The organism is Methylobacterium sp. CM6241, from assembly GCF_054817845.1.
In genome coordinates, this window is record NZ_CM139246.1 from 5,060,043 (window position 1) to 5,085,476 (window position 25,434).

A 25,434-nucleotide genomic window follows, 5' to 3' on the forward strand; every position below is an offset into this window, starting at 1 on the left:
CCTGATCCTGAGGTGCCGCGCAGCGGCCTCGAAGGAGCCCTCCAGGGATCGCTTCGGTCTCTGGAGGGCTCCCTTAAAGCCTCCGCTACGCTCCGGCGCCTCGAGATGAGGTGGTCGGTTTGGATGATCGACTTTCCCCTCAGCATCTGCTAAGCAATCCGATCAAACAGCCTCCAACACAAAAGGGCGCCGGTTCATCGAACCGGCGCCCTTACTCATGGCATCTTTAAAACACGAGGCGATCTCAGCCCTCGCGCACGAAGATGATCGTCCCGAGCGGCGGCGCCGAGAGCACCAGCGAATAGGGCTGGCCGTGGCTCTCCACGGCTTCGGCCTGGATACCGCCCATGTTGCCGACATTCGAACCGCCGTAGCGCTCGGAATCCGAGTTGATCGCCTCGCGATAGAACCCCGCCTCCGGTACGCCGATCCGGTATCCCTCACGCGGAATCGGCGTGAAGTTGGAGACCACCACCGCGACCTCCCCCGGTGACTTGCCCTTGCGGGCCCAGGCAATGACGCTGTTGTCCTGGTCGTCGGAGACCAGCCACTGGAAGCCGGCGGCCTCGCAATCCCTCACATGGAGCGCGGGGGTGGAGGTGTAGAGGCGGTTCAGGTCGCGGACGAGATCCTTCACGCCGCGATGCAGAGGATCGTCGAGCAGGTGCCAGTCGAGGCTCTGGTTGTGGTTCCACTCTTTCTGCTGGCCGAACTCGCCGCCCATGAAGAGCAGCTTCTTGCCCGGATGGCCCCACATGTAGCCGAAATAGGCGCGCAGATTCGCGAATTTCTGCCAGCGGTCACCCGGCATCTTGTCCAGAAGCGAGCCTTTCCCGTGGACGACTTCATCGTGCGAGAGCGGCAGGATGAAGTTCTCGGAGAAGGCGTAGAGCAGGCCGAAGGTCAGGTCGTGGTGGTGATAGCGGCGATGGATCGTCTGCTTCGACATGAATTCCAGGGTGTCGTGCATCCACCCCATGTTCCACTTGAAGCCGAAGCCGAGGCCGCCCGTATAGGTCGGGTGTGACACGCCCGGCCAGGAGGTGGATTCCTCGGCGATCGTCATCGTGCCCGGCGCGTGGCTGTAGGTCGCCTCGTTGGTCTTGCGCAGGAAGTTGATGGCGTCGAGATTCTCGTTGCCGCCGTATTGGTTGGGGATCCACTCGCCCTGTCGGCGCGAATAGTCGAGGTAGAGCATGGAGGCGACGGCATCCACGCGCAGGCCGTCGAGATGGTAGTGTTCGAGCCAGAACCGGGCATTGGCGGCGAGGAAGCTGGACACTTCCGTACGGCCGAAATTGTAGATGTAGGTGCCCCAATCCTGGTGGAAGCCCTGGCGCGGGTCGGCATGTTCGTAGAGATGCGTCCCGTCGAACTGGCCGAGACCATGGGCGTCGAGGGGGAAGTGCCCCGGCACCCAATCCAGCATCACGCCGATTCCGGCCTCGTGGGCCACATCGACGAAGGCCGCGAAATCGTCCGGCGTGCCGAAGCGGCTCGTCGGCGCGAAGAGCGAGACCGGCTGGTAGCCCCATGAGCCGTCGAACGGATATTCCGTGATCGGCAGCATCTCGATATGGGTGAAGCCCATCTCCTTGACGTAGGGGATCAGGCGCTCGCCCAACTCCTTGTAGGTCAGGTAACGGTTGCCTTCCTCGGCGACGCGCGCCCAGGAGCCGAGATGGACTTCGTAGATCGAGATGGCGGTGTGGCGCGGATCCTTCTCGCCCCGCGTCGCCATCCACTTGTCGTCGCTCCAGACGGGCGCGTTCGTGCCCTGGAGCACGGAAGCAGTCTCCGGCGGTTTCTGCGCCGCGAAGGCGACGGGATCGGCCTTCAGCGGTAGCAGCGAACCGTCGGCCCCACGAATCTCGAACTTGTAATGGGCTCCTGCGGCGAGGCCCGGAACGAACAACTCCCAGATGCCGCCATTCTGCCAGAGCCGCATCGGGTGGCGTCGGCCATCCCACTCGTTGAAATCGCCGACGATGCTCACCCGGCGGGCATTGGGGGCCCAGACCGCAAAGCGGAACCCGGCGATGCCATCGAGCTCCATGGATTGGGCGCCGAGCACCCGATAGGTCACGTCGCTGCCGATCTCGCGCAGGTTGTCGATATCCTGCTGATGCAGCGATGAGCCGAAGCTGTAGGGGTCGTGGCGCGGACGCTCGGTGCCGTCCCAACCTTCCACGGCCAGCTCATAGAGCGGCCGTCCCTGGCTCTCGACCCGGGCGACGTAGAACCCGTCCTGATGACGCCGCTCGAACGGGATGCGCTTGCCGGCGGTGAGAAGGGAGGCCGACTTCGCCTCCGGCAGGATGACGCGCACCTCCCAGAGGCCGGGGCCGATCTGGTGAGGGCCGAGCACCGAGAACGGATCGCCGTGATCCGCCCTCATCACAGCGGCGACCGCGTCCGGATGGACGCCCTGAACGGTCGACGTATCGGCATCGGCCTGGCGGGAACTCCCCGACGCGGCCGAGCGGGCCGCGATCCGTTCGGACCGCTTCCGCTCCTGCTCGGACGTCTTCGCCAGGCTCTCGTCGATATCCGTCATTCAAACGCCTCTCTTGGTGTCGTCCAGAATTGTGAGAACCCCACGGGCTGGGATTTCGATCCAATCCGGCCGGTTATTGGCCTCGTAATCGACCTCGTAGAGCGCCTTCGCCAGGAGCGAGAGCGCGAGCAGCCGCGTCTCGGTCTCCGGGTCGGTCACCGCCGCACGGCTGGTCGAGGCCACGCCGCGGTAGGCATCGAGGAACGCGGCATCGATCATGCCACGCCAGGCGATCGACGCGTTGCGAGCCCGGTCTTCCGAATCCGCGAACCGCGCCGCGATCTCGCGGGTGACCGTCTCGGCCCCATAGGCGAAGGAGCGCAGCATCCCGGCGACGTCGCGCAGCGGCGTCGACTTGGCGCGGCGCTCATCGGCCGGGCGAGCGGGCTCACCCTCGAAGTCGATGATGATGAGGTCGCTCTCGGAGGCGAGAACCTGGCCGAGGTGGAAGTCCCCGTGAATCCGGGTCTTCGTTGCTCCCACCGGCGGACGCGAAGTCATGTCCTCGATCAACAGCTCGACTTCGCGGCGGCGACCGGCCAGCTCGGTGATCGCCGTGCTGGAGGTGCGGCCCGCCAGGGCGTCGAGGGCACGGAAGGCCCTCTCGCCCATCCGGCGTGCATCCTCTCCGAGGTCGCGCAGATCGTCATGCGTGAACGGTTCGGGCGCGAAGGCCGGGTCGTCGGTCTCGATGGCGAAGGCGTTGTGGAGCTCGGCGGTGCGGCGGCCGAGGAGTTCGGCCCAGCGCAGATGCGGGGCGAAGGCTTCGGTCGGCTCCGGCGCCTCGCTCTCGGGAGCGAGCACGACGGTATCGAAGTCGCGACGCAGACCTTCCAGCATGAGGGTCCAGGCATCGCCCTGGTTCGGCACGAAGGCCTGAAGCACGGCGAGCGCCGTCCGTGTCCCGTCCCCGTCCACGTGCTCGACGACGCCGAGCAGGGCCGGAGTGTTGGCAAAGCCCGCCTGCTCGGTGAGGAACCGGCCGACCTCGATCTCGGGATGCACCCCCGTCTGCATGCGGCGCAGGAGCTTGAGCATCATCTTCGAGCCGATGGCGATCGAGGTGTTGCTCTGCTCCGCGTTCAGGCTGCGGACTTCCGCCAGATCCACGGCGACATCGCGATCGAAGGCCGAGGTATGGGAGAAGACGAGCTTGCCGGTCTCCGTCGGCAACTCGACGCCGTTGCGCATGCCGTCGATCAGGGCGACCGAGAAGGCCGGCGAGGCGGAAGCCCCGAACAGGAGGCCCGTGCGCGGTCCGCGACGGACGCGGGCGACCGCATGCGACAGCAGCGTCTCGTCCTCGCGGCCCTCATCGACCCCGAGGGGCACGAAGTAATCCTGGCGCTCGCCATTGGCGAGATGCACCGCCACGCGCGGCAGCAGGAAGCGGGTGAAGCCGCCGGCATCCTTGAGGGTGGCGCTGTCGATCACCGAGACCGACTTGATGCGGGTTCCCTTGGCGCCGAACCAGCGACGGGTGCCGATGAAGCGCGGGGCCACGGTGCGCTCGAAGGCGGTCCGCTCGCGGCCGGCCATGAGGGTCTCGACACCGCCGGTGAGGACCAGGGTGAAGAGCTCCGGTGTCTCCGGCTGCGGGCCGATCTCCCCGGCATTCGCCGCGTTCAGCGAGAACCAGTAGAACCCGTAGGACGGCAGGGTCAGCAGGTAGGGCAACTCGCCGATGGCCGGGAATTCCGAACCGCCGGTCAACTCGATCGGCACGGCGCTGCGGAACTCGGACAGGTCCAGCTGCACGGCCTGCGGCGCGCGCGACAGGTTGGCGACGCAGAGGACGCGCTCGCCCTCGAACTCGCGGATCCAGGCCAGCACCTTACGGTTCGTCGGATACAGGAACTGCATGCCGCCGCGCCCGAGGGCGACCGAGTTGTTGCGGATCGCGATCATGCGGCGCGTCCAGTTCAGCAGGCTCGTCTGCGACTGGGTCTGCGCCTCGACGTTGATCGCGTCGAAGCCGTAGATCGGGTCCTGCACCGAAGGCAGGAAGAGCTTGGCCGGGTTGGCGCGGGAGAAGCCGCCGTTACGGTCCGGAGACCATTGCATCGGGGTCCGCACGCCGTCGCGGTCACCGAGATAGATGTTGTCGCCCATGCCGATCTCGTCGCCGTAGTAGAGCACCGGCGTGCCGGGCATCGACAGGACGAGGGACTTCATCAGCTCGATCTTGCGGCGGTCGTTCTCCAGCAGCGGAGCCAGACGGCGGCGGATGCCGAGATTGATGCGGGCGCGGCGCTCGGCGGCATAGAACGACCAGAGGTAATCGCGCTCTTCCGCCGTCACCATTTCGAGGGTGAGCTCGTCATGGTTGCGCAGGAAGATCGCCCATTGGCAGCCCTCGGGGATTTCCGGGGTCTGGCGCATGATGTCGGTGATCGGGTGCCGGTCCTCGCGGGCGATCGCCATGTACATGCGCGGCATCAGCGGGAAGTGGAATGCCATGTGGCATTCGTCGCCGTCGCCGAAATACTGCGCGGTTTCCTCCGGCCACTGGTTGGCTTCCGCAAGCAGCATGCGGTCGGGATAGCTCGCGTCGAGCGCGGCGCGGATCGCCTTGATGACCGTGTGGGTCTCCGGCAGGTTCTCGCAATTCGTGCCGTCGCGCTCGATCAGGTAGGGGATCGCGTCGAGGCGCAGGCCGTCGACGCCCATATCGAGCCAGTAGCGCATGACCTCGATCACGCCCTCCAGCACGGCGGGGTTGTCGAAATTGAGATCCGGCTGGTGGCTGTAGAACCGGTGCCAGAAATACTGCTTGGCGACCGGGTCCCAGGTCCAGTTGGAGGTTTCGGTGTCGAGGAAGATGATGCGCGTGTCGGAATACGGCGTGTCGGTGTCCGACCAGACGTAGAAATCGCGCTCAGGGCTGCCAGCCGGCGCCTCGCGGGCGCGCTGGAACCAGGGATGCTGGTCCGAGGTGTGGTTGATGACGAGCTCGGTGATGACGCGCAGGCCACGGTCATGCGCGGCCTCCACGAACTTCCGGAACTCCTCCATCGTCCCGTAGGACGGATTCACGTCGCGGTAATCGCCGATATCGTAGCCGTCGTCGCGCAGGGGCGACGGATAGAACGGCATCAGCCAGATGGCGGTGACGCCGAGGTCCCGCACATAATCCAGTTTCTGCGTCAGGCCCTCGAAATCGCCGATCCCATCGTTGTTCGAGTCGAAGAACGACTTGACGTGGATCTGGTAGATGATGGCGTCACGGTACCATTGCGGATCGCTACGATCGATCATCGCGTCGTTGCCTCATGCGTCGGGTTCAAGGGCGTGTTCGGCTTCGCGGCGCGCGCCCTTCGCCGAAACGAAGGGCTTGGCCGCGTCGGCCGCAGCTTTGGCACCAGCTTCTGGGCGACAACGCGACGGACGGCTGAAAACTCGAAGTTTTGTGCTGACACGCGGGCGGCTACTCCGCAACCCGCTGGGGTGCGCGCAGCCGCCAGACGATGACGGACCGCTCCGCCGGATCGAGGGCGATGCGGTGGGACTTGCCGCGCAGCTCGAACTTGTAGCCGAGCAGCAGGTCCTCCACCTCGACGGCGCCGTGGTCGGGCTCTCCGAGGAGCCAGAGCGGTACCTCGTAGGTGCATTCCTGACGGTTCTTCGGATCGAGATTGACCATCACGAAAATGCAATTGTCGCCCTCGGGCGTCGCTTTGGCGTAGGCGACGATCTGGTCGTTATAGGCCGCCGTGAAGGTGATGTTGCGGAAGTCCCAGAGCGCGGGGTTCTCCTGCCGGATGCGGTTGAGCTTGATGATGTGCGCGCGGATGTTGCCCGGCGCATGGTAATCCCAGGCCTTCAGCTCGTACTTCTCTGAATTGAGATATTCTTCCTTGCCAGGATAAGGTGCTGCCTCGCACATCTCGAAGCCGTTATAGATGCCGTAGACCGAGGACAGCGTCGCCGCGAGCGTCGCCCGCACAATGAAGCCCGCGCGGCCGCTGGTCTGGAGGTAGACGGGATTGATGTCCGGCGTGTTGGCGAAGAAATTCGGCCGGTAATACTCGCCCATCTCGCCGGCGAGCTCGGTCGAGTAGTCGATGAGCTCCTGCTTCGTGTTGCGCCAGGTGAAGTAGGTGTAGCTCTGCTGGTAGCCGGCCTTGGCGAGCTTCTTCATCATCTTCGGCCGGGTGAAGGCCTCGGCGAGGAAGATCACGTCGGGATAGCGGGCATTCACCTCGGCGATCATCCATTCCCAGAACGGGATCGGCTTGGTGTGGGGGTTGTCGACGCGGAAGATGCGGGCGCCGAGTTCGGCCCAGCCCATGACGATGTCGCGCAGCTCAATCCAGAGCGAGGGCAGCGCGCCGCCGTAGAAGTGGACGTTGGAGATGTCCTCGTACTTCTTCGGCGGGTTCTCGGCGAATTTCAGCGTGCCGTCGGGGCGCCACTCGAACCATTCCGGGTGGTTCATGATCCACGGGTGGTCGGGCGAGCACTGGATCGCGAAATCGAGCGCGATCTCCATGCCGTAGGCGTGGCTGGCCGCGACCAGACGGCGGAAATCGTCGAGGGTGCCGAGTTCGGGATGCACCGCCTCGTGCCCGCCCGCCTCAGAACCGACCGCGTAGACCGAGCCGACATCGCCTTCGAGCGCCGTGAGGGTGTTGTTCTTGCCCTTGCGGTTGGTCTTCCCGATCGGGTGGATCGGCGTGAAGTAGAGCACGTCGAAACCGAGTTCGCGGATCTCGGGCAGACGCCGGATCACGTCGTCGAACGTGCCGTGGCGGTTGACGTCCATGGATTGCGAGCGCGGGAAGATCTCGTACCAGGCCGAGAACCGGGCCGCGAGGCGATCGGCGATCACCGGCACGTTCACCGGGTAGCGCGAACGGTTGACCCGGTCGGCATGCTTGCGGATCAGGGACGCGGTCTCAGGCGCGAGGATGAGATCGAGCTGCGCTGCCGATCCGGTTTTCTCCGCCCCCAGGGCCGAGACGATGGCCTGGAGCCGGGCCTGGTCCGGCCCGGTGGCGAGGTCGGCCGCCCCCTGCACGAAGCTGACGCCCTCGATGGTCTCGAGGCGCACGTCGACGCCCGCATCCCGCTTCTTCAGCGTGTCGCGGATCCAGGACGAGAAGGCGTCGCGCCAAGCCTCGATGGTGAATTCGTAGCGGGCATTGTGTTCGAGGGGAAAGGAGCCGCTCCAGCGGTCGTTGTCCACGAACACCATGCGGTCTCGGCGCCACTCCTCCTCGCCGACGACGCGCGACAGGATCGCGGCGTCGATGATCTCGTGGCCGTCGCTGAAGATGTCGGCGGAGACCGCCACCTGCTCGCCGACCACGCGCTTGACCGGGGAACGGCCCCCGTCGATCTCGGGCGAGACGGCCTCGATGACGACGCGACCTTGGCCCGACGGAGTCGAAGGTGTCGGGGGCTTTGCCACCACCCGCCGCTCGGCGGCGAGGATGCGGATCTCTCCGGGCGCGAGGTCGAGGCTCGTGCCGGGGAGGAACTCGATCGGCTCCGCCTCGGGGGTGAGGTCCTTGAAGCGGCCGAGCATCCCGCCCGTCCGGGCCACCAGCGGCCCGGCATCCACCGCCACCGCCACGGGGCCGGGATTGAACAGGACGAGGGTGGCGTGGCGCGCGGAGGCACCGTGCCCGGTATCGAATTTCAGCAGCGCCACATAGGCCGCATCCGGCGCCGAGATCCGCGACTGCGCTCCCTCGACATTGGCGGAAGCGAGGCTGGCCTTCAGGGCGTTGATGGCCGCGACATAGCCGGAAATGTCGATGCCGGTATCGGTTTCGCGGGAATCCGGATTGGTCTCGACCACGTGCAGGGCACGGCGGTAGCCCCATTCGTAGCCGATGGGCAGGAGCACGCCGGCCGAGAAGAACGCGGCCAGGGCGTAGCGCGCCTTGAGCCGACGCGCGATGGCGTCCGGCCCACCGGAAAGCCCGCCCGCGAGGCGGGGCATGTCGTGGTTCTCGGGGAAGGCGATGGAGGGGGCGATCACGCGCAGGCGGTCGTATTGTTCGAGCGCCCACGGCGCCTTCAAGTCCCACCAGGCGAAGGAATTGAACAGGTAGTCGAACCCGGCGCCGGCCGTGGCCTGGGCCTCCTCGAAGGTGCAGCCCAAGGTCTCGGCGGCGAACAGGCAATCGGGCTCCAGCGCCTTGGCGGCGCCGATGAGCGAGCGCCAGACATCCGGCGGCACCTTGTAGGCGGCGTCGCAGCGGAACCCGCCGACACCGAGATCCTGCATCCGGTTGATGTAGCCGGCCCAGAGCCGGGTCAGCTCCTCACGAGCACCGGCCGAATGATAGTTCAGCTCGGCGAGGTCGCCCCAGACCGTGCGGATCGACGGATCGTCCGGGTCGACGGCCGCCGGGCTCTCGATGTTGCCGGCCTCGTCGCGCAGGAACAGGTCCGGCCGCTCCCGCGCCAGGGGGCCGTCCTTGGCGGTGTGGTTGATGACGAGATCCGTCATCACCCGGATGCCGTGCGAGGTGGCGGCGGCGCAGAAGCGGCGGATCTGCTCGTCGTCCGAGGTGCCGTCATCGTCACGGAACCGCTCGTCGAGCCTTTCCGGGTCGGAGACCGCATAGAGGCTGCGCGAGCCGCCGGTCTGGTGGAACGGATTGAGGTAGATCCAGTCGAACCCCATCCCGGCGATGCGGGGAAGCTCCGCCGTCCAGGCCGAGACCTTTCCGACGAGGAGGGGGAACAGGTTGTAGATGCGCGGCCCCTCGGCCCGGGGGGCGAGGCCCGCAGGCAGCGCCACGGTTCCGGCTTCGGTCCGCGCGGCGGAGATCTTGGCTGGGCTCGGCGCGTTCATGCGTACTCCGTTCATTAGAATAGCGTGTCCCCGTCTCCCGAAGGAGCCTCCCGCGCGGCGGCGGGTGAGGTGGGGATGGGCAGTCCCCATCGAGGACCGCCCTTCAGGGTTCGGCTGCCGTCCCGAACTCGGGCTCAGGCGATCCGCTTCAGGACTGCGTAGGGCAAATGCGCGAACAACCGGCCGAGATCGACCGATGTTCCCTCCGGCTGCACCTCGGCCCCCGACATCAGGTCGACCCAGCAGCTCTCCGCCGGCACCGGCAAGGTGGTGCCGGAGAAGGCCTCGCCCGACCATGCCGCATCGCCGACGAGGCCGGAGACGAGTCGCGGCACGGCGACGAGAAGGTCGCCCTCCCCGCTTGTGGCATCGGACCGTGTGAATGCGATGACATGAGCACTCAACCGGCCTTCTGCGGTCACCGCCAGATGGTCGGCATCCGCGTAGAAGCTGGGTCGCTCCGCACGGTCGGCAAGGAGGCGCGCGAGCGTCGCCTGCTTGACCCGCCCATCCGGCCAGTGATCGAGCAAGCCGGCGATGTCGGCGCTCCCGTTCAGGGCTTCGGCACGGGCCGTGTAATCCACGGGGCGGCGGTTATCCGGGTCCACGAAGGAGAAGTCCCAGAATTCCGTCCCCTGGTACACGTCGGGCAAGCCCGGAAGCGTGGTCTTCAGCACCGTCCGGCCGAGGCCGGCGATCATGCCGAGATGGGCGAGCCGGCGCGCGATCGGACGCATGAGCGTCATGAACTTCGCGCCCGGCGCGATCAGGCCGGCGAAGAACCGCTTGACCGCCGCCTCGTACTGCTCGTCCACATTGACCCAGCTCGATCGGCGCTTGCCCTCGCGAAGGGCCTTTTCAGAGTACGCGTCGAGACGTTCGCGGAATTCCGCGATGGCGGCCTCGTCGTCCCCGTCCAGCAATTCCAAGGGCCAGGCGCCCAGGATGGCTTGCAGGAACATCCACTGGTCGTTGGCGTCGGGCGCGGGGCCCTCCTCCATGGCGGTGAGATGCGTGCGGGCCGATTGGCCGAGGATGGTCCAGGCCTCGGCCCAAACTTCCGGGATCTCCGACAAGGCGAGGAGGCGCGAGCGCGCATCCTCGCCGCGCTTGGTGTCGTGGGTGGCCGTGGTGATCATGGCGTTCGGCCAGTCGCGGGCCCGCGCCGCCTGGAGCGCGTGGAAATGCTCCAGATCGATCCCGTATTCGCCCGGATCGCCGCCGACCTCGTTGAGGGCGAGGAGTTCCGAGAACCGGTAGAACAACGTGTCTTCCAGGCTTTTGGCCATGACCGGCCCGGTCAGCTGCTGGAACCGGCGACGGAACCGCAGGATGACGGCGGGATCGGGACGCCCCGGCCCGCCGGAATCGACCCGCCCCAGCAGAGCCTGCGAGGCGAAATCGTGGACCGACCTGTCCGGCAGGGCGCTCCAGCGCTTGGCCTTTGCCACCGCGCCCTCGATCAGGCGGATATCCTCGCCCTCGACGTCGCTCTCGTCGAGATCGCCCGGCAGGTAGGAGCGGTAGGTGGGAAAGCGCGCGATGATCTCGATCAGCGCGCGGCGGATGGCGTTCACCGAGAAATCGCGCGTGCGCCGGTCCGCATCGGCGATCCGCTTCAGGTCGGCGGTGAGCACTTCGAGCTCGCTGGCGAAGCTGATCTCGAGGATCTCCGCCTTGGCCGCCCGAAGCTGCGCCTTGTAGGGCTCGTCCATGCCGGTGGCCCAGCGATAGAACCGGGTGATCCTAGTGTGCTTCTCCTGATCCACCAGGATTCCGTCGAGCTGGTTCAGCACGTCGTAGCCGGTGGTTCCGGCGACGGGCCAGGGCCGCAGCTTCTCGCCGGGTTCGAGGATCTTCTCGACCACGACGTAGAAGCCCGGGCCGACCGCGCTCTGCAGGGCGCGCGCATAACCCTGCGGGTCGGCGAGACCGTCGATATGGTCGATCCGCAGCCCGTCGATCCGCCCCTCGGAGATGAGGCGGAACACCGTCTCGTGCGAGCGGTGGAAGATGTCGGATTTCTCCACGCGCAGGCCCGCGAGGCCGTTAACGTCGAAGAAGCGACGGTAGTTGATGTCGCTCGCCGCCACGCGCCAATGGGCGAGACGGTAGGATTGCTGCTCGAGGAGCCGGTGGAGCGGCCCGAAACTGTCGGGCCTCCCCTCGAAACCGTTGAGCAGGGTCAGCGTGCGGTCGATGGCCTTGGCGATGGCCGGCGAGGCCTCCACCGCGTCGGCGAGCCGGCGCTTGAGGCCGTCGGCCTCCTCCGGGAAGCCCCGGCGGCGCTCCGCATTCGTCTCTTCGCTCATGAGACGCAGCCGCTCGGAGACGGCGAGAACTTCTGCCGCCGCGTCGTCGCCGATCTCGCCATGCGCCGCCAGGGCGCGGTTGAGGATCGAGGGATATTGCAGCGGGCAGATCGGGAATTGATGCTCGTAATGCCAGACGCTGAAGGCGCCGGCGGCGGCATCGTATTTCAGGTCGAGGGTGCCGTGTTCGAGGGCCTCGCCATAGCGGTCGCCGAGGAATGGGATGACGAGGTTGTTGCGCGCGCCCTGGCGCTGCCAGTCGATGTCGAAGGCATGCGAGAGCGGCGAGAGATCACCCCATTCGAGGACGGAGAGCCACCACGGATTGTCCGCGCCGCCGACGCCCATATGGTTGGGCACGATGTCGAGGAGCAGTTTCAGATCGTGCTTCCGCATCACGTCGGTGAAGCGGACGAAGCCCTCCTCGCCGCCGAGTTCCGGGTTGATCGTCGAATGGTCGACGATGTCATAGCCATGGGTCGAGCCGGGCCGCGCCTTCTGGATCGGCGAAGCATAGACGTGGCTGATGCCGAGTTTGGCCAGATACGGCACGATCCGCTCGGCATCGGCGAAGGTGAAGTCCTTGTGGAACTGCAGCCGGTAGGTGGCGCGCGGCGGCGGCGAGGCGAGACGCGCCGCCCCCGAACGGGGGCCGCGTTCCTCGGCCGACAGCGCGGCGGCGAGCTTTGCCAGCGGACCGCCCGGCGCCGCGATGGCCTCCAGGCTCCGGTCGAGCTTGCGCCGCCAGTTCGGATAGCCCTCCGTCGAGCCCGGCACGTTGGCCTGGCTCAGTTCCGAGATGACGTCTTCGTACTGCACCGCCGTCAGCATCGAGGGCGCCCGCGCGAGGTAGCGCGCCGCCGCTTCGAACGGCGCCGTCTCGGGCACGTCGTAGCTCGGCAGCAATTGCTCGGAGGCCAGAGCCTCGGTGAGGCGGGCGCGCTCGGTGACGCGCTCGCGCCGCTCCGCTTCCGCCCGCTCGGCGTCGTAGAGGCCCAGCGCCTGGCGGGTGTCGGTATCGACGCCGCGCCACCAGCCGACGAAGGTCGGCAGGTCATGCGTGGTGATCGCCGTCAGCGCATCGCGCGGATAGGCGCCGGGCCCCTTGAACCGGCCGCCATGCTCACGCTCGAAGGCGAGGATGCGGTAGCTCAGAATGCCGGCCTGCATCAGCGCGTCGGAGAAGCCCTCCGGCGCGGTGCCGAGATCCTCGGCGATGACGAGGCACTTGGCCCGGTGGCTCTCCAGCCGCAGGACCGCGAGCATGGGCTCGAACGGCATGGCGACATAGGCCCCGTCCTTCGCCGATCCGGTGATCGGGATGAGGAAGAGTCGGGCGAGCTGGAACGCGTGGTCGATGCGGATCGCACCGGCATGGCGCATGTTCGCCTGGACCAGGGCGCGGAATGCGGCGAGCCCGTTGCGCTCCATTTCGAGGGGGTGGAAGGCCGGCAGGCCCCAATCCTGGCCCTTGGGCGCCAGCAGATCGGGCGGCGCACCGATGGAGACACCATTGGCGAAGCGCTCAGGATGCGACCAGACTTCCGACCCGCCGCGATCGGCGCCGACGGCGAGGTCGCGGTAGAGGCCGAGGCGCATCCCGCTTTCGAGAGCGGCTTTCGACGCATCGGCCAATTGGCGATCGGCGAGGTATTGCAGCCAGATATGGTAGGTGACGGCCTCGGCATGGGCCATCGCGAACGCCTCCACCGCCGGTGTCCCGGCGCGGCGCATCTCCTCCGGCCAGTCACCGGACCAATAGGCGCCAAGCGCCTTGTAATGGGCCGACAGGGCCTCGAACGTCCCGTGCGCTTCGAGATCCGCCCCGCCCTCCTCGCGGAAGGCCGAGAAGGCGGGGTCCTGCCCCGCGCGAGCCGGGGATTCCTGCCAGAACGCCTCCAGCACGGGGGACAGCACGCCCCAAATGCCGGGATGGTCCACCAGGGTCGCGGCCTGAAGGCCAGCGATGTCGGTGGCCTTGTCCGCCAGTAGCGCGGCGGCACGCGAATTGGTGAAACCGGGCAGCGCGCCGGGTTCGATGAACAGGGTCTCCAAGAATAAGCGCGAGGACGGCGAATAGGGCGAGATCTTGCTGCGGTCCGATTCGAACAGCGCATGGACCGGGCTCAGGCCCAAGAACGAGGCACCGCGAATGCCGGCATCGCGCGCGGCGCGGCCCGCATCAGCGTAGCTGCCGATGCCGAGGTTGTGCGGCGAGCGCAGGCCGTAGAGCTGCGCGGCGAGGCCCCAATCCCGCGCGCCCTCGTCGGCATAGGCGGCGGGGCGCCAGCAACGCTGCGGCGCGGAGATGACCCAGGCTTCCGATTTCCGCTCGCCGAGCGCCACGGTGAGCCGGTGGTAGCCCGGCGTCAGGGGCGGCAACTCGATACGGGGTTCACCAGCGCCCGTGATCGACGCCCTCCCCTCCCGCGCGAGGCCGCGCTCGTCGACGAGGCGCCACGACACGGCACCGTGCGCCTCCGCGGCCTGAAGCGGGATCGTCGAGGCACGCCGCGCTTCGACCGGGTTCAGCGACGGGACGAGCCCGAGCCGGACGGATTCGACCTCCGCGAGGCTGCTCGCGATCTCGTCGTCGTTGCTCGCCGGGAAGCCCAGGGCGGCGACCATGCCGCGCCGGGTCTCGATATCGGTCGCCACGGGCTGGCCGAACGCGTCGGTATAGCCGGATGCGATGCCGAGGAGGTCGGCCAGGCGTTCGAGATCGCGGCTCATCGGGCGGCTCCCGTCAGCACGATACCCGTCCAGGTGGGAAGCTCGATCTCGCTGCCCGTATGACCGTTCGACCAGATCACCTGACCTCCATGGGAATCGACGGCGAGGGGATCCGCGCCGAAATTGGCGACGAAGCGCAGGGTGCCCCCCGCATAGCGCCACGTCACGTCGAGGGAATCCGGGGACGGCCGGGTCACGTCGGCCCCGAGATATTGCGTCTTCGTCAGGGGCACGACAGATTGGTGCCGGATCTGCAGCAGGTTGCGGGTGTCGGCCCAGACACCGCGATGGGGCTGCCGCTCCGGCTCGGACCAGTCGAGCTTCGAATCGACAAAGGTCTGTTCCGCCGTGGGATCGGGGATGACCGACGTGTCGTCCGCGAAGGCCGCGAAGCTCTTGAACTCGCGACGGCGCCCCTCGCGCACGGCCTTGTTGAGCTCCTCGTCCGGCGCGAAATCGACGAAGAACAGGAACGGCGTCGTGGCCGACCATTCCTCGCCCATCCACAGCATCGGGATCTGCGGAGCGAGCAGGAAACCGGCCCTGGCCAGGCTGAGCTTGTCGGGGTCGCTGAGCGCGCTCAACCGCTCGCCAAGCGCTCGGTTGCCGACCTGATCGTGGTTCTGGAGGAAGGTGACAAAGGCCGAGGGAGGCAGATGGGAAGAGGGCTCGCCGCGCGGGTGGTTGTCGAGGCTCGGGAACGGCTCGCCCTGATAGGCGAAGCCTTCCGCGAGACAGCGGGCAAGATGGTCCACCGGCTTGTCGGCGAAGCTGACATAATAGCCCGCATCCTCGCCGGTCAGCAGCACGTGCCAGCAATGGTGGAGGTCGTCGGCCCATTGCGCCGTGTGCTGGAGCGGCTGGGCCTTGTCGTCGCGTTCGAGCCAGCGGGCCTGGTTGGCCTCGTTCTCGAGGACGAGATGGATGTGCCGGCCGGGCAGGCGCGCGCGGATGGTCTCGGCGAGCTCGCCGATGAAGTGCTTCGGCGAATCGTCCAGAATGGCGTGGACCGCGTCGAAGCGGATGCCGTCGAAATGGTATTCTTCCAGCCAGTAGAGCGCGTTCTCGATGAAGTAGTCGCGCACGACCTTGCCGCTGGTCTCGCCGTCGAAGTTGATGCCGGCGCCCCAGGGCGTCTGATGACGCTCGGTGAAGAAGGTCTTGGCATAGGCGTGGAGGTAATTCCCGGCCGGGCCGAAATGGTTGTAGACCGCGTCGAGGAACACCATCAGCCCGAGCGAATGTGCTGTGTCGATCAAGTGCTTGAGCTCGTCCGGGCGTCCGTAGACGGCGTCCGGCGCGTAGGGCAGCACGCCGTCATAGCCCCAGTTGCGGGTACCCTTGAAATCGGCGAGCGGCAGAAGCTCGATGGCAGTGACCCCGAGATGGGTCAGGTCCTCGAGCTTGGCCTCCAGCGCGGCGTAGGTGCCCTCCGGCGTGGCGGTGCCCACATGCAGCTCGTAGAGGACGGCCTCTTCCCAGGGGCGGCCCGTCCATTCGCCGTCGCTCCAGTCGAACGCCTTCGGGTCGATGACCTCGCTGAGGCCCGACACGTCGTCCGGCTGGAAGCGCGAGGCGGGATCCGGCACCACGAGGTCGCCGTCGATGCGGAAACCGTAGCGGGCGCCAGCGCGGACATTCGGCACGGTGGTGCGGCGCCAGCCTTCGCCGGCCTCGGGGATGGGATGCTCGGCCCCGTCGACCACGAGGGCGACGTCCTTGGCCGTGGGTGCCCAGAGGGCGAAGCGCACGCCGTCCGCCGCGATGGCGGCACCGAAGTTCATGTCGTGTGTGCGCCGCATCAGACCGCCATCTCGCTCATTGGGAAACCTCGCGGCGGAGTCGCACCCGCCTGCGGTGAGAAGGCTGTCCGCGGTGCTCTGGTTCCCTCACCGAACAGCTTCGCTTGCGACGTAATGCGCGGGTCGCGGCGGACAACCGCCGGGCAGAGAAGTTTTATGTGCAGCGCGCCATTGATCCATGATTGTGCCCGTTCCGGCGGCGCGATGCATCGGTAAGCGCCACATGCACGTTGATCAGCGTCGCCTCGCCGATGAGCCGGCGGCGAACCTCAAGGGAGACAGCGCATGAGCCGCGGATATCCGTCCATGACCGCCTTGCTGGGCCTGCTCGCCGTGGCGGGCTACCAGAACAGGGACAAGATCGCCGAATTCCTGGGCGGCACGTCGAACAAGAGCGCGGCTCCGGGCACGCCGGGAGCCGTCACCGATGGCCAGAGCGGCCTCAATCAAAGCGGGCTCGGCGGCATCCTCGGCCAGTTGGGAAGCGCCCTCGGCGGTGCGGGCGCGGGCGGCCTCCTCGGCGGTGGCTTGAACGAACTCGTCGAGCGGTTCACCCAGAACGGCCACGGCGAGACGGCGTCGTCCTGGGTCAACCAGGGTCCGAACCAGGAAATCGCGCCCCAGAACCTCGAAAAGGCCATCGGCCCGGACATCCTGGCGACCCTCGCGCAGCAGACGGGACTGACCCGCGAGGAATTGCTGTCCCGCCTGTCGCGGGAATTGCCGCAGGCCGTCGACCGCTACACCCCCGACGGCCGCGTTCCGGCCTGAGGCGTCGTCTCCTCCCGGGTGCAACCCGCTCGGGAGGATCGATGAGGGTCAGAGCAGCGTGCCGCGCAGGATCAGCATCGCCACCGAGAAATAGATGACGAGGCCGGTGACGTCGACGAGCGTCGCCACGAAGGGCGCGGAGGCGGTCGCCGGATCGAAGCCGAGCCGCTGGAGCACGAAGGGCAGCATCGATCCCGTCAGCGAACCGAAGGTAACGATGCCGACCAGGGCGGCCCCCACCGTCGCCGCCACCAGCATCCAGTGCTCGCCGTAATCGTAGAGGCCGGCCTTCTGCCAGACGACGATGCGAATGACACCGATCGTCCCCAGGATGGCGCCCAGCAGCAACCCGGTGGGCACTTCCCGCAGGGCCACCCGCCACCAGTCGCGCAGGCGGACCTCGTGGAGCGCCAGAGCGCGGATGAGGAGCGAGGTTGCTTGACTGCCCGAATTGCCGCCCGAACTCATGATGAGCGGGATGAACAGGGTGAGGACGATGGCCTTCTCCAGCTGCCCCTCGAACCCCTGCATCGCCGTGGCCGTCATCATCTCGCCGAGGAACAGGGCGCAGAGCCAGCCGGCGCGCTTCCGGATCATCGTGCCGAAGCCGATATCCATATAGGGCTCGGGCAGGGCCTCCATGCCGCCGAAGCGCTGCACGTCCTGGGTCTGCTTCTCGACCATGGCGTCGATCATGTCGTCGACCGTGACGATGCCGATGAGGTGGCCCACCGCATCCACCACCGGCAGGGCCAGCAGGTCGTATTTCGAGATCAGCCGCGCCGCCTCCTCGCGGCTGGCGGTGGGCGAGACGGCGAGCGGCCGCCGGCCAGCGGCGACGCTGAGGACGTTGTCGTCGGGATTGCCGGAGATCAGCCGGCGCAGGGGCACGGCCTTCGTCAGCGCCTGGGTGCGCGGGTCGAGGACGAAGATCGCGTAGATTGTCTCGCGGGTCTTCTCGACGGTGCGGACATGGTCGAGGGTCTGCTGCACCGTCCAGTTGCCAGGCACGCTGACGAATTCCGTGGTCATCAGCGAGCCCACGCTCTCCTCGCCATAGGCGCTGAGCCGGTCGATCGTGCCGCGCGTCTCCGCATCGAGCCGCGCCCTCAGATCGGAGCGGCCCGGCTCCTCGATCTCGCGGAACACGTCCGTCACCCGGTCCGCCGACATGCCGGACAGGTAGGAGGCGACCCGGTCGCGCGGCAGCATCTCGATGATGTCGGCGGCGAGGTCGAGTTCCGGCTGGTCGAGCACCTCCACCGCCCGGTCATGGGGCAGCCCGAGCAGGATCGCGGCGGCGACCTCGGGTGCCTCCTCGTTCAGCGCCTCGACGATGTCGGGCGCGCGTTCGTCCGACAGCCGGGCGGCCAGCACGGAGGGATCGATCTTGGTCGGAAAGGGGGCGATCTGGTTCATGGGCTCACCTCGGGGGAGGAGTGCGATCGGGCCGTGTTCGGCCGGATCGCGGTGAGCCGCGCGTGAACCCGTCAGGGCCTCAGGCGGTCAGAACGATATCGGCCGGGCGGGCTGGATCGGTGGGACTGTCGCTGGGCATGGATGGGGAATTCGGGCTCCAAAGCCTCCACCTGCGATGCGCACATGCGGATCGCCGAGGGGAAGCCGTCGGCGGCGCCCCCATGCGCTCCGCCACGGGGCGCGTCAAGATGAATTTCCTCCTGTCTTTCAGACCTGTCGGCGGGATGGCCGGGACGGCCGTGGGAGCCGCCGTTTCGACGTTCGGAATGGGCAGCGCCGGGGCCGGGATCGCGCACCGACGGAGCACAATCCTGCATCATAGTTCCCTAAAGAAGGAAAATCGGCCTCTTATCGGGGGAAATTCGGCCCTTACGATTCATCATATGAAAAATATAAGTCTCGTGCCCGCTTGTATTGCGCCCAACTCATTGCTTATGTTGAGGGCGTCGGACACGAAGGAGTTCTGCCATGGCATGGTCTACCCCCGTTGTTCAGGAAATCTGCGTCGGCATGGAAGTCACCAGCTACGAGTCGGCGGAAATCGATCCCTTCAACTGAGGGATCGGCGCCCTCACGGGCCCGTGTCACCAAGCCTCATCACTACCAACCAGGAGAAACGTCATGACGTGGTCTGCCCCCATCGTTCAGGAAGTGTGCGTCGGCATGGAAGTCACCAGCTACGAGTCGGCTGAGATCGACACCTTTAACTAAGTCGATCGCGACCAAGTCGATCGCTCCCTGAAGCGATTTGAAGGGGCGGCATTCCATCGGGAATGCCGCCTTTTTTCGTGTTCGCTCGGGACCGGGGATCGGGTCGGTGCAGAGATCGTCAGTCACGTCACCCATCGGAATGTCGACGTCACTGGTCTCGCCGCAAGGGTGAACTTTACGAGACCGTTCCGCCGAGAACTCTGCTAGGATGGTCACTTCGGCTCATGAGATGGGGACACGTTCGGGTCCCTGCGGTGAACTCGTCATTCGAGAGAAACACCCCATGACCCGCGAGATGCCAGCCATGGAATTCTCGGACCTCACAGGACGGGCGACCCAGGACGGCATCACGGTGACCGTGAACGTCTATCGCTTCGCCGGCACGCAGGATCCGTGGACACTCGAAGTCATCGATCAGACGGGTTGGTCGACGGTCTGGGCCACCACCTTCGCCTCCGACGAAGATGCCCTCGACGCGTTCATCGAGGCCGCCGAGGAAGGTGACGGCATGCGCGCGTTCCTCGAACCGCCGCCGACCTTGCACTGACGCAGATCGATATCGGCCTTCCGCCGCCGCACGCGCCTACCGGCTTCGCAAAGCGACTCAAACGCCGTTCGCTTCATCCAAGCGTGTTCGACAATAGTGGCGACGGGTTCCCTCTGCTGCAAGGAGACGGTATTCCCCCATCTACTTGTGCAGGCAAAACGCCTCCCTCTCCGCCTTGTGGGAAAAGGTCAGGATTGGGGGTGGCGCCGCTTGCCTCCGCAGCTTGAGGGTCGCCCAACCAGCCCCACCTCCACCCCACAAGCTCGACGGATCTCGGGCAGGCCCGAGATCCGCTGGGGAAGAGGGCTGCGCAACCTGCGAGATGTTTGAATATCGTAGCCCCCGCACCGCGAAATCTCGCGGCGTGGATGGCAGCGCCGCCCTGCCCCTCATGCCGACATTCGAGTGCCGGCCTAACAAAGTCCACGTCACACCCAAGGACGAACGCCCCCGCAGGGAACATCGCGCGTCGATGCATTCAGTCTCTGCGGGTGGACCACGTGCCATCACAACAATTGGAAAGTAGATCCATCATGAACCAACCCGACCTGCTCGCCGAGAACGTCTCCATCGCGGATCTCGCCGGCCGGAAAGCCGAGCGTCTGGAATATCTGAAAGGCGTCTACCTCAACATGGTCCCCGACCAGACGCGCAACCCGACGCTGCGTGTTCGCCTCAGCCGGGTCGGATCGAAAGTCCAGCCGCACTACCGGATCGAGAGCGACGACACCGATGGCCAGACCGTCATCTTGGGGGTCTATCAGGGCGACAAGCACAAGCCGCTCGCCAAGAGGCTGCACGACGATGACGGACCGACCTGGAGCAGCGAGACCATGAGCTACGTCGACCTCCGCACGCTACACAACAGCCAGATCGGGGTTTGAGCCGTCCATGATCGAGTTCTTCGACAGAGATGGCGGCGAGGCGGTTTTCTGCCACGACGGGCACTCGCTCTATCTCTGGAACGGCAAGGCCGCGGCTTTCATCCACGATGACAAGGTCTACGCCTATGACGGCCGCTTCATCGGCTGGGCGGATCGCGGCTGGATCTCGGACGAGGACGGAGCCTGCCTGCTCTTCGAACGGGACGCGGTGGGCGGCCCTCCCAAGCCCCAGCGGCAGGGGAAAACGACGCCCGGTCCGAGACGCCCGAAACCGGCACGGGCCGAAATGCAGCAGGCCCCGTCTCGTCCCGCCTCATTCGCGGCCTGGTCCCATCGCGTCTTTTCCGACCTGATCTGACCCTCGGCCGAACCCGTTCGCACGACCTCCCTCGTTACGTCGAACGGTGTGACGAGAGGGGTCGGGCGATGCCTGACGATAGGAAACTCGCATGACACTGACGAAAAAGCTGGCTCGCGTCCTCACCGACGAGACGGCGGGAGGCTATCGACTGACCATCGAGACCGTGGACGGGGAGATCTTCCGTATCCTCGCCACGGAAGATCAGGTGAACGACCTGATCGACGAACTCGATGAACTGGTCGGAGACGATGCCGACGACATTCCCGCTCTTTCCGAGGAGGAAGAGCGTGTCGGGGAGGAGCAGCCTTCGTAACGACGGGCCGAACGTTCGATTGTCCCGAGACGAATTCGGGTTGGTCTCGATTTTGGACGATGACTGGGTTGGCGGGGTACGCCCGGCAACCCCCGTCATCGGGTCGGCCACGGCAGAGCTATCTTCCCGACCTCAGCCGGTCCTCGTACTGCGCCGCCAAAAGCTACGCGAGGGAACACGATTTCGCGACATCCACGAGGCCTTCACAGGCCTCGCGGCAAGCCTCGTCACGCTCGACCAGATCGAACGGTTCGGTTCGGCACTCCGAGGCATCATCTGCGACGAGCCGCGCATTGGCGCTCATACGACTTGGACCCGATTCCGCCCGCTGATCTTGGCCTTGTACAAAGCTGCATCCGCTCGTTCGATAGCAGCCACGACCTGCGCTCCGTCATCCGTCATCTCGACGCCGAGGCTGACCGTGACCGCAATCGAGTGACCGTTCCATGTGATCGGCTTGTCTTGAAGTGTGAAGCGAAGGCGTTCGGCGAGGAAGACAGTCGCGTGGCGATCGTGCCCTTCAAGGACGATCACGAATTCCTCGCCGCCGAGGCGAGCGAGAATAGCCGCCTCCGGTAGGACCGACTTTGCGCATTTGACGAACTCGCGCAGAACGTCGTCTCCGGCGGCGTGGCCGAATCGATCGTTGATGGCTTTGAAGTGGTCGAGATCGGCGACGATCACCCCGGCCACCTTCCGCTCTTTTTTGAGTTCGCGATCGAGGCCCTTGCGGTTCAGGGCGCCGGTCAGGGGATCGTGATTCGCAATCTGCTCCAACGCCGCATAGGCCCTCTCGGACTGAAGGGCGAGGATCGCTGTCGTGAGCACGATCGACGTCACATGATCGTTGATCGCAACGATCACCACCGTCAGTTGCTCGACGTTGGGCGAGAACGGCAGGATCGGCAGACAGAGCGCAGCGGCGATGGCAGCCTGCGCAAGGCCTGCGATGCGCCGTATGGCCGATCCCCGCGAGGTCGAAAGCACGTAAATGGCTATCGCGGCCTCAAGCTGCGCATAAGCCAGCGTACTCACCGTATTGACCGTCTCGGCATCCCGACCGATCGCCGCCAGACCGACATGCAGGAGAGCCGGCAGCAAGGTCAGGACGGCCATGACGGGCGTCAGAGGTCTTCGCCCGTCGAACACCCGAAAACCGACCCAGAACATGCAAGCCGTCAGCGACCAACCCAACGAAGAAAGCCAACTCCCGTAGCGGCCGAAGTCGTCGGAGCCGACTGTTATCGCGGCGCTGATCAGATAGTTCGATCCGAAGCAGAGGAATGAGAACTCATCTCTACGAAGAAACCAGCCGTATACGAACACGAGCCCGCACGTCATGAAGACGATCAGCTCGGTCAGTTGTAGAGTTGGAATCGAGACGGTCATCATACCTGATTAGCTTGCTCAGAGCGCACCAAACAAGCTTCAATCAAGAATTTCCCACTGCGGGTTAGGAACGTTCAACAGAACCGCCTAAATCGATTCAGGGTAATATAGTTTGCAGCGAGTCTGGTGAGGGCTCTGCGGCTATCGCTTCATTGTCCTTCGGTTCGGCACGCCTTCGGTACTGGATAGCGAGGCTCGGCCCCAGGAAACCAATCGGAACCTGCTGCGCGCGGGGCGGCCTCCGGTCATGCCTGGCCGCCCCGGTTCATATCTCGTTCCCGGCGATTCGCCATCTCTGTCGTCCTAAGCAGGTTTCGCAGAAGTGGCCGCCGGTTCTGCGATAAAAACCTGCGACACATCGAGGAGTTGAGCAGCGTGAAGCGTTGGCGTGCCAACGGGACCCTGCTTAGAGGCGGTAGCGGATCTGGTCGGTCCAGAAGCGCTCGAGACGGCCCAGGGCGACGTTGAGGCGCCCGAAATCGTCGTCGGAGATGCCGCCGATCGGCTGGATGGTCCGGGCGTGTTTGTCGTAGAGGCCCTGGATGATGTCGTGGATGGACCGGCCCTTGTCGGTGAGGCTGATCCGGACCGAGCGGCGGTCGGTCTTCGACCGGGCGTGGTGGAGGTAGCCGGCCTCGACGAGCTTCTTGACGTTGTAGGAGACGTTGGAGCCGAGATAGTAGCCCTTCGTCCGCAGCTCGCTGGCCGTCAGTTCCTTGTCGCCGATGTTGTAGAGCAGCAGCGCCTGGACGCTGTTGACGTCCTCGCGACCCCGGCGCTCGAACTCGTCCTTGATCACATCGAGCAGGCGGCGGTGGAGCCGTTCCACGAGATGCAGCGCTTCGAGATAGGATCCATGCACCGGGGTGGTCTCGGTGGAAGTATTGGTCTCGATCACCTTGGCGGACTGGGACTTCATCTGATTGCCTCGTCAGGGTTCTTGCTCGGGCGCCGTGGTGTTCGGCACCGCTTATGAAGCCAATTTACGAGTGACCGATGAAAGACGATTTAAGCGATAGGATGAATATGCGATTTACCTCTGTCGGTAAATGCAAAATGAAAGTAATCCAGTAAGGTGTTGTTTACCTGACCTCGCGAGCCGCAGCCCAAGACAAAGCGAAGTAGACCACAATGATACTTGCATGCGCAGCAAGGGACGGGACCGACATCGGCAGCAGATGCGGAGTGAGGATCGCCAGGGTGACGGCACTCGTGGCGGCCAACAACCAGACCACACCGCCCCAGGCGCTGGTCAGCCACATCCCGATCGCCGCCGTGAAGTCGATCACCGCGAAATAGACGATGACGGCTTGGCGGCCGAGGGGTTCGGCCTCGAAAGGACGGGCTCCGGGAAAGATATCGAGGATCGTCGCCCAGGTAGAGACGCCCTTTGCCAGCCAGAACATCGCCGTCAGGCGCATGAACCAGACCAGAACCACGTCCCAGCCCGTCTGCGGTGCACGCGGCGACCGCTCGATCCGGTCGCCGGCCATCTCGCTGGCGCGCCCGCGCCCGTCCCGCGTCGCACCGACCTTGGTCAGTCCCCTCATGATAAGATCCTTTCTGATCCATCGAACTTCGGCGCGTCGCCATCGGGCAGTTCGGTGAAGGCCTCGGCGATCGCCGCCGGGTCCACCTCGGCCAGGGTTGCGGGTCGCCAGTCCGGGCGGTTGTCCTTGTCCACGAGCACGGCGCGGACCCCTTCCCGGAAGTCGTGCCAGTGCATGGCGCGCATGGCCAGGCGATACTCCGCCTGGATCGCCTCGGCGAAATCCATGGCGAGGCCGCGCTTCATCTGTTCGTGGGCGATGCAGAGGGAATGCGGGGAGCGCGTGCGCATCAATGCGGCGGCCTCCGTGGCGAAGGGCGACCCGTCCGAATCGAGTCTCGCCAGGATTTCGACGACGCTGCCGGCGGAGAAACAGGCCTCGATCGTACCGCCATGCGACGTGATCGGCCCAACCTCCTGAAAGGCGGTCGCGTGGCGGTCGAAAGCCCGTCCGATGACGCTGCCTTCGGCCAGGTCATCCGTGATCGCGTCGAAGTTTTCCGCCGCCGAATGATGGGTGGCGAGCCCCAGAGCGAGGGCATCTCCGGCACCGATCCGGGCGCCGGTGAGGGCGAGATAATGTCCCGCGTAACCGGGCAGGCGCGGCAGCGCATGAGTCATTCCCACATCCGGAAAGAACCCAATTCCCACTTCCGGCATCGCCAGCGCGTAGCGCTCCGAGGCGACCCGATGGCTGCCATGCAGGGACAGCCCGACCCCGCCGCCCATCACGATCCCCTCGATCAGGGCGATGTAAGGTTTGGTATAGCGCTTCACATAAGCGTTGAGGTGGTACTCGGCGAGCCAGAACTGCCTCACCTCCTCGTCCAGCCCCTGGCGCGCGAGGTCGTAGATCTGGCGGATGTCACCACCGGCGCAGAAGGCCCGGCCGCCCCGGCCACGGACGACCACGCGGGTGATCCTGTCGTCCCGCTCCCATTCGGCTAGGGCGCGATACATCGCCGTCGACATGGAGAAGGTGAGCGCATTCAGGGATTTAGGCCGATTCAGAGTGATGAGGCCAGCTTCGCCGCGCCGCTCGAACAGGATCTCCGGCTCGTCTGCGCCTGTCATCCATCGTCTCCGGTTGGCCTCCGCCGGGGGCTGTCTCGCCCCTCGGGGGGCTCGCGGGTTTCCACGTGGTCCGTGGTGCGAGCATCGGGACATGCCACGCTCGCCCGGTCGCTTAGACGAACTCTGCCGAGACCCGTCAAC

The 25,434-nt window shown here is 65.9% G+C and carries 17 protein-coding genes; 7 read left to right on the forward strand and 10 right to left on the reverse strand.

The genetic code is table 11. The features are described 5' to 3' along the window. Positions 1-244: 244 nt before the first annotated feature. The 5 genes from glgB to treZ all read right to left on the reverse strand — a co-directional run bounded on the left by glgB (position 245) and on the right by treZ (position 16,215). Positions 245-2,557, reverse strand: a complete 2,313-nt coding sequence (gene glgB, locus ACYQR9_RS23845; RefSeq protein WP_461228261.1) for a 1,4-alpha-glucan branching protein GlgB — start codon at positions 2,555-2,557, stop codon at positions 245-247. Continuing rightward, entirely contained in the window at positions 2,558-5,815 is a 3,258-nt protein-coding gene (treS, locus tag ACYQR9_RS23850; protein WP_056429253.1) for a maltose alpha-D-glucosyltransferase, read from the reverse strand. A gap of 169 nt (positions 5,816-5,984) precedes the next feature. Further along, positions 5,985-9,368: a maltotransferase domain-containing protein gene (locus ACYQR9_RS23855; protein ID WP_461228262.1), complete on the reverse strand. Its 3,384-nt coding sequence runs from the start codon at positions 9,366-9,368 to the stop codon at positions 5,985-5,987. A 134-nt stretch (positions 9,369-9,502) separates the two neighbouring features. Continuing rightward, positions 9,503-14,413, reverse strand: a complete 4,911-nt coding sequence (locus ACYQR9_RS23860) for a malto-oligosyltrehalose synthase (RefSeq protein WP_461228263.1) — start codon at positions 14,411-14,413, stop codon at positions 9,503-9,505. Further along, the gene (treZ, locus tag ACYQR9_RS23865; protein WP_461228264.1) at positions 14,410-16,215 is read right to left on the reverse strand and encodes a malto-oligosyltrehalose trehalohydrolase; all 1,806 of its coding nucleotides are present in this window, start codon (positions 16,213-16,215) and stop codon (positions 14,410-14,412) included. Before treZ ends, ACYQR9_RS23860 begins: the two co-directional genes overlap by 4 nt. Before the next feature lie 285 nt (positions 16,216-16,500). On the opposite strand from treZ, the gene ACYQR9_RS23870 reads away from it, so the two are divergent. Next, entirely contained in the window at positions 16,501-16,986 is a 486-nt protein-coding gene (locus tag ACYQR9_RS23870) for a YidB family protein (protein ID WP_461222469.1), read from the forward strand. Positions 16,987-17,034: 48 nt separating this feature from the next. On the opposite strand, the gene mgtE is transcribed toward ACYQR9_RS23870, so the two are convergent. Continuing rightward, on the reverse strand, positions 17,035-18,405 hold the full coding sequence (gene mgtE, locus ACYQR9_RS23875) for a magnesium transporter (protein ID WP_056429265.1): 1,371 nt from the start codon (positions 18,403-18,405) through the stop codon (positions 17,035-17,037). 528 nt (positions 18,406-18,933) lie between these two features. On the opposite strand from mgtE, the gene pqqA (ACYQR9_RS23880) reads away from it, so the two are divergent. The 6 genes from pqqA (ACYQR9_RS23880) to ACYQR9_RS23905 all read left to right on the forward strand — a co-directional run bounded on the left by pqqA (ACYQR9_RS23880) (position 18,934) and on the right by ACYQR9_RS23905 (position 21,281). Further along, complete coding sequence (gene pqqA, locus ACYQR9_RS23880) at positions 18,934-19,023, forward strand: pyrroloquinoline quinone precursor peptide PqqA (protein WP_056429267.1); 90 nt, start codon at positions 18,934-18,936, stop codon at positions 19,021-19,023. Between the two features lie 63 nt (positions 19,024-19,086). Beyond that, positions 19,087-19,176 (forward strand): pyrroloquinoline quinone precursor peptide PqqA, encoded by a 90-nt coding sequence (gene pqqA / locus ACYQR9_RS23885; protein WP_018042171.1) that lies wholly within the window; start codon positions 19,087-19,089, stop codon positions 19,174-19,176. A gap of 283 nt (positions 19,177-19,459) precedes the next feature. After that, entirely contained in the window at positions 19,460-19,723 is a 264-nt protein-coding gene (locus ACYQR9_RS23890; protein WP_461228265.1) for a hypothetical protein, read from the forward strand. Positions 19,724-20,256: 533 nt separating this feature from the next. Then, a complete protein-coding gene (locus ACYQR9_RS23895; RefSeq protein ID WP_056429271.1) occupies positions 20,257-20,607 on the forward strand; it encodes a hypothetical protein in 351 nt (116 codons plus the stop codon). 7 nt (positions 20,608-20,614) lie between these two features. Continuing rightward, on the forward strand, positions 20,615-20,965 hold the full coding sequence (locus tag ACYQR9_RS23900) for a 4-fold beta flower protein (protein ID WP_207411641.1): 351 nt from the start codon (positions 20,615-20,617) through the stop codon (positions 20,963-20,965). Between the two features lie 91 nt (positions 20,966-21,056). Continuing rightward, complete coding sequence (locus ACYQR9_RS23905) at positions 21,057-21,281, forward strand: hypothetical protein (protein ID WP_056429276.1); 225 nt, start codon at positions 21,057-21,059, stop codon at positions 21,279-21,281. 300 nt (positions 21,282-21,581) lie between these two features. On the opposite strand, the gene ACYQR9_RS23910 is transcribed toward ACYQR9_RS23905, so the two are convergent. From ACYQR9_RS23910 to ACYQR9_RS23925, 4 genes are all read right to left on the reverse strand, one after another. After that, on the reverse strand, positions 21,582-22,673 hold the full coding sequence (locus ACYQR9_RS23910; RefSeq protein ID WP_461228266.1) for a GGDEF domain-containing protein: 1,092 nt from the start codon (positions 22,671-22,673) through the stop codon (positions 21,582-21,584). A 403-nt stretch (positions 22,674-23,076) separates the two neighbouring features. Further along, the gene (gene ldtR, locus ACYQR9_RS23915) at positions 23,077-23,589 is read right to left on the reverse strand and encodes a transcriptional regulator LdtR (RefSeq protein ID WP_056429280.1); all 513 of its coding nucleotides are present in this window, start codon (positions 23,587-23,589) and stop codon (positions 23,077-23,079) included. A gap of 163 nt (positions 23,590-23,752) precedes the next feature. Continuing rightward, complete coding sequence (locus ACYQR9_RS23920) at positions 23,753-24,220, reverse strand: DUF6163 family protein (RefSeq protein ID WP_056454291.1); 468 nt, start codon at positions 24,218-24,220, stop codon at positions 23,753-23,755. Next, positions 24,217-25,293: an enoyl-CoA hydratase/isomerase family protein gene (locus tag ACYQR9_RS23925; RefSeq protein WP_461228267.1), complete on the reverse strand. Its 1,077-nt coding sequence runs from the start codon at positions 25,291-25,293 to the stop codon at positions 24,217-24,219. Before ACYQR9_RS23925 ends, ACYQR9_RS23920 begins: the two co-directional genes overlap by 4 nt. Positions 25,294-25,434: the final 141 nt, after the last annotated feature.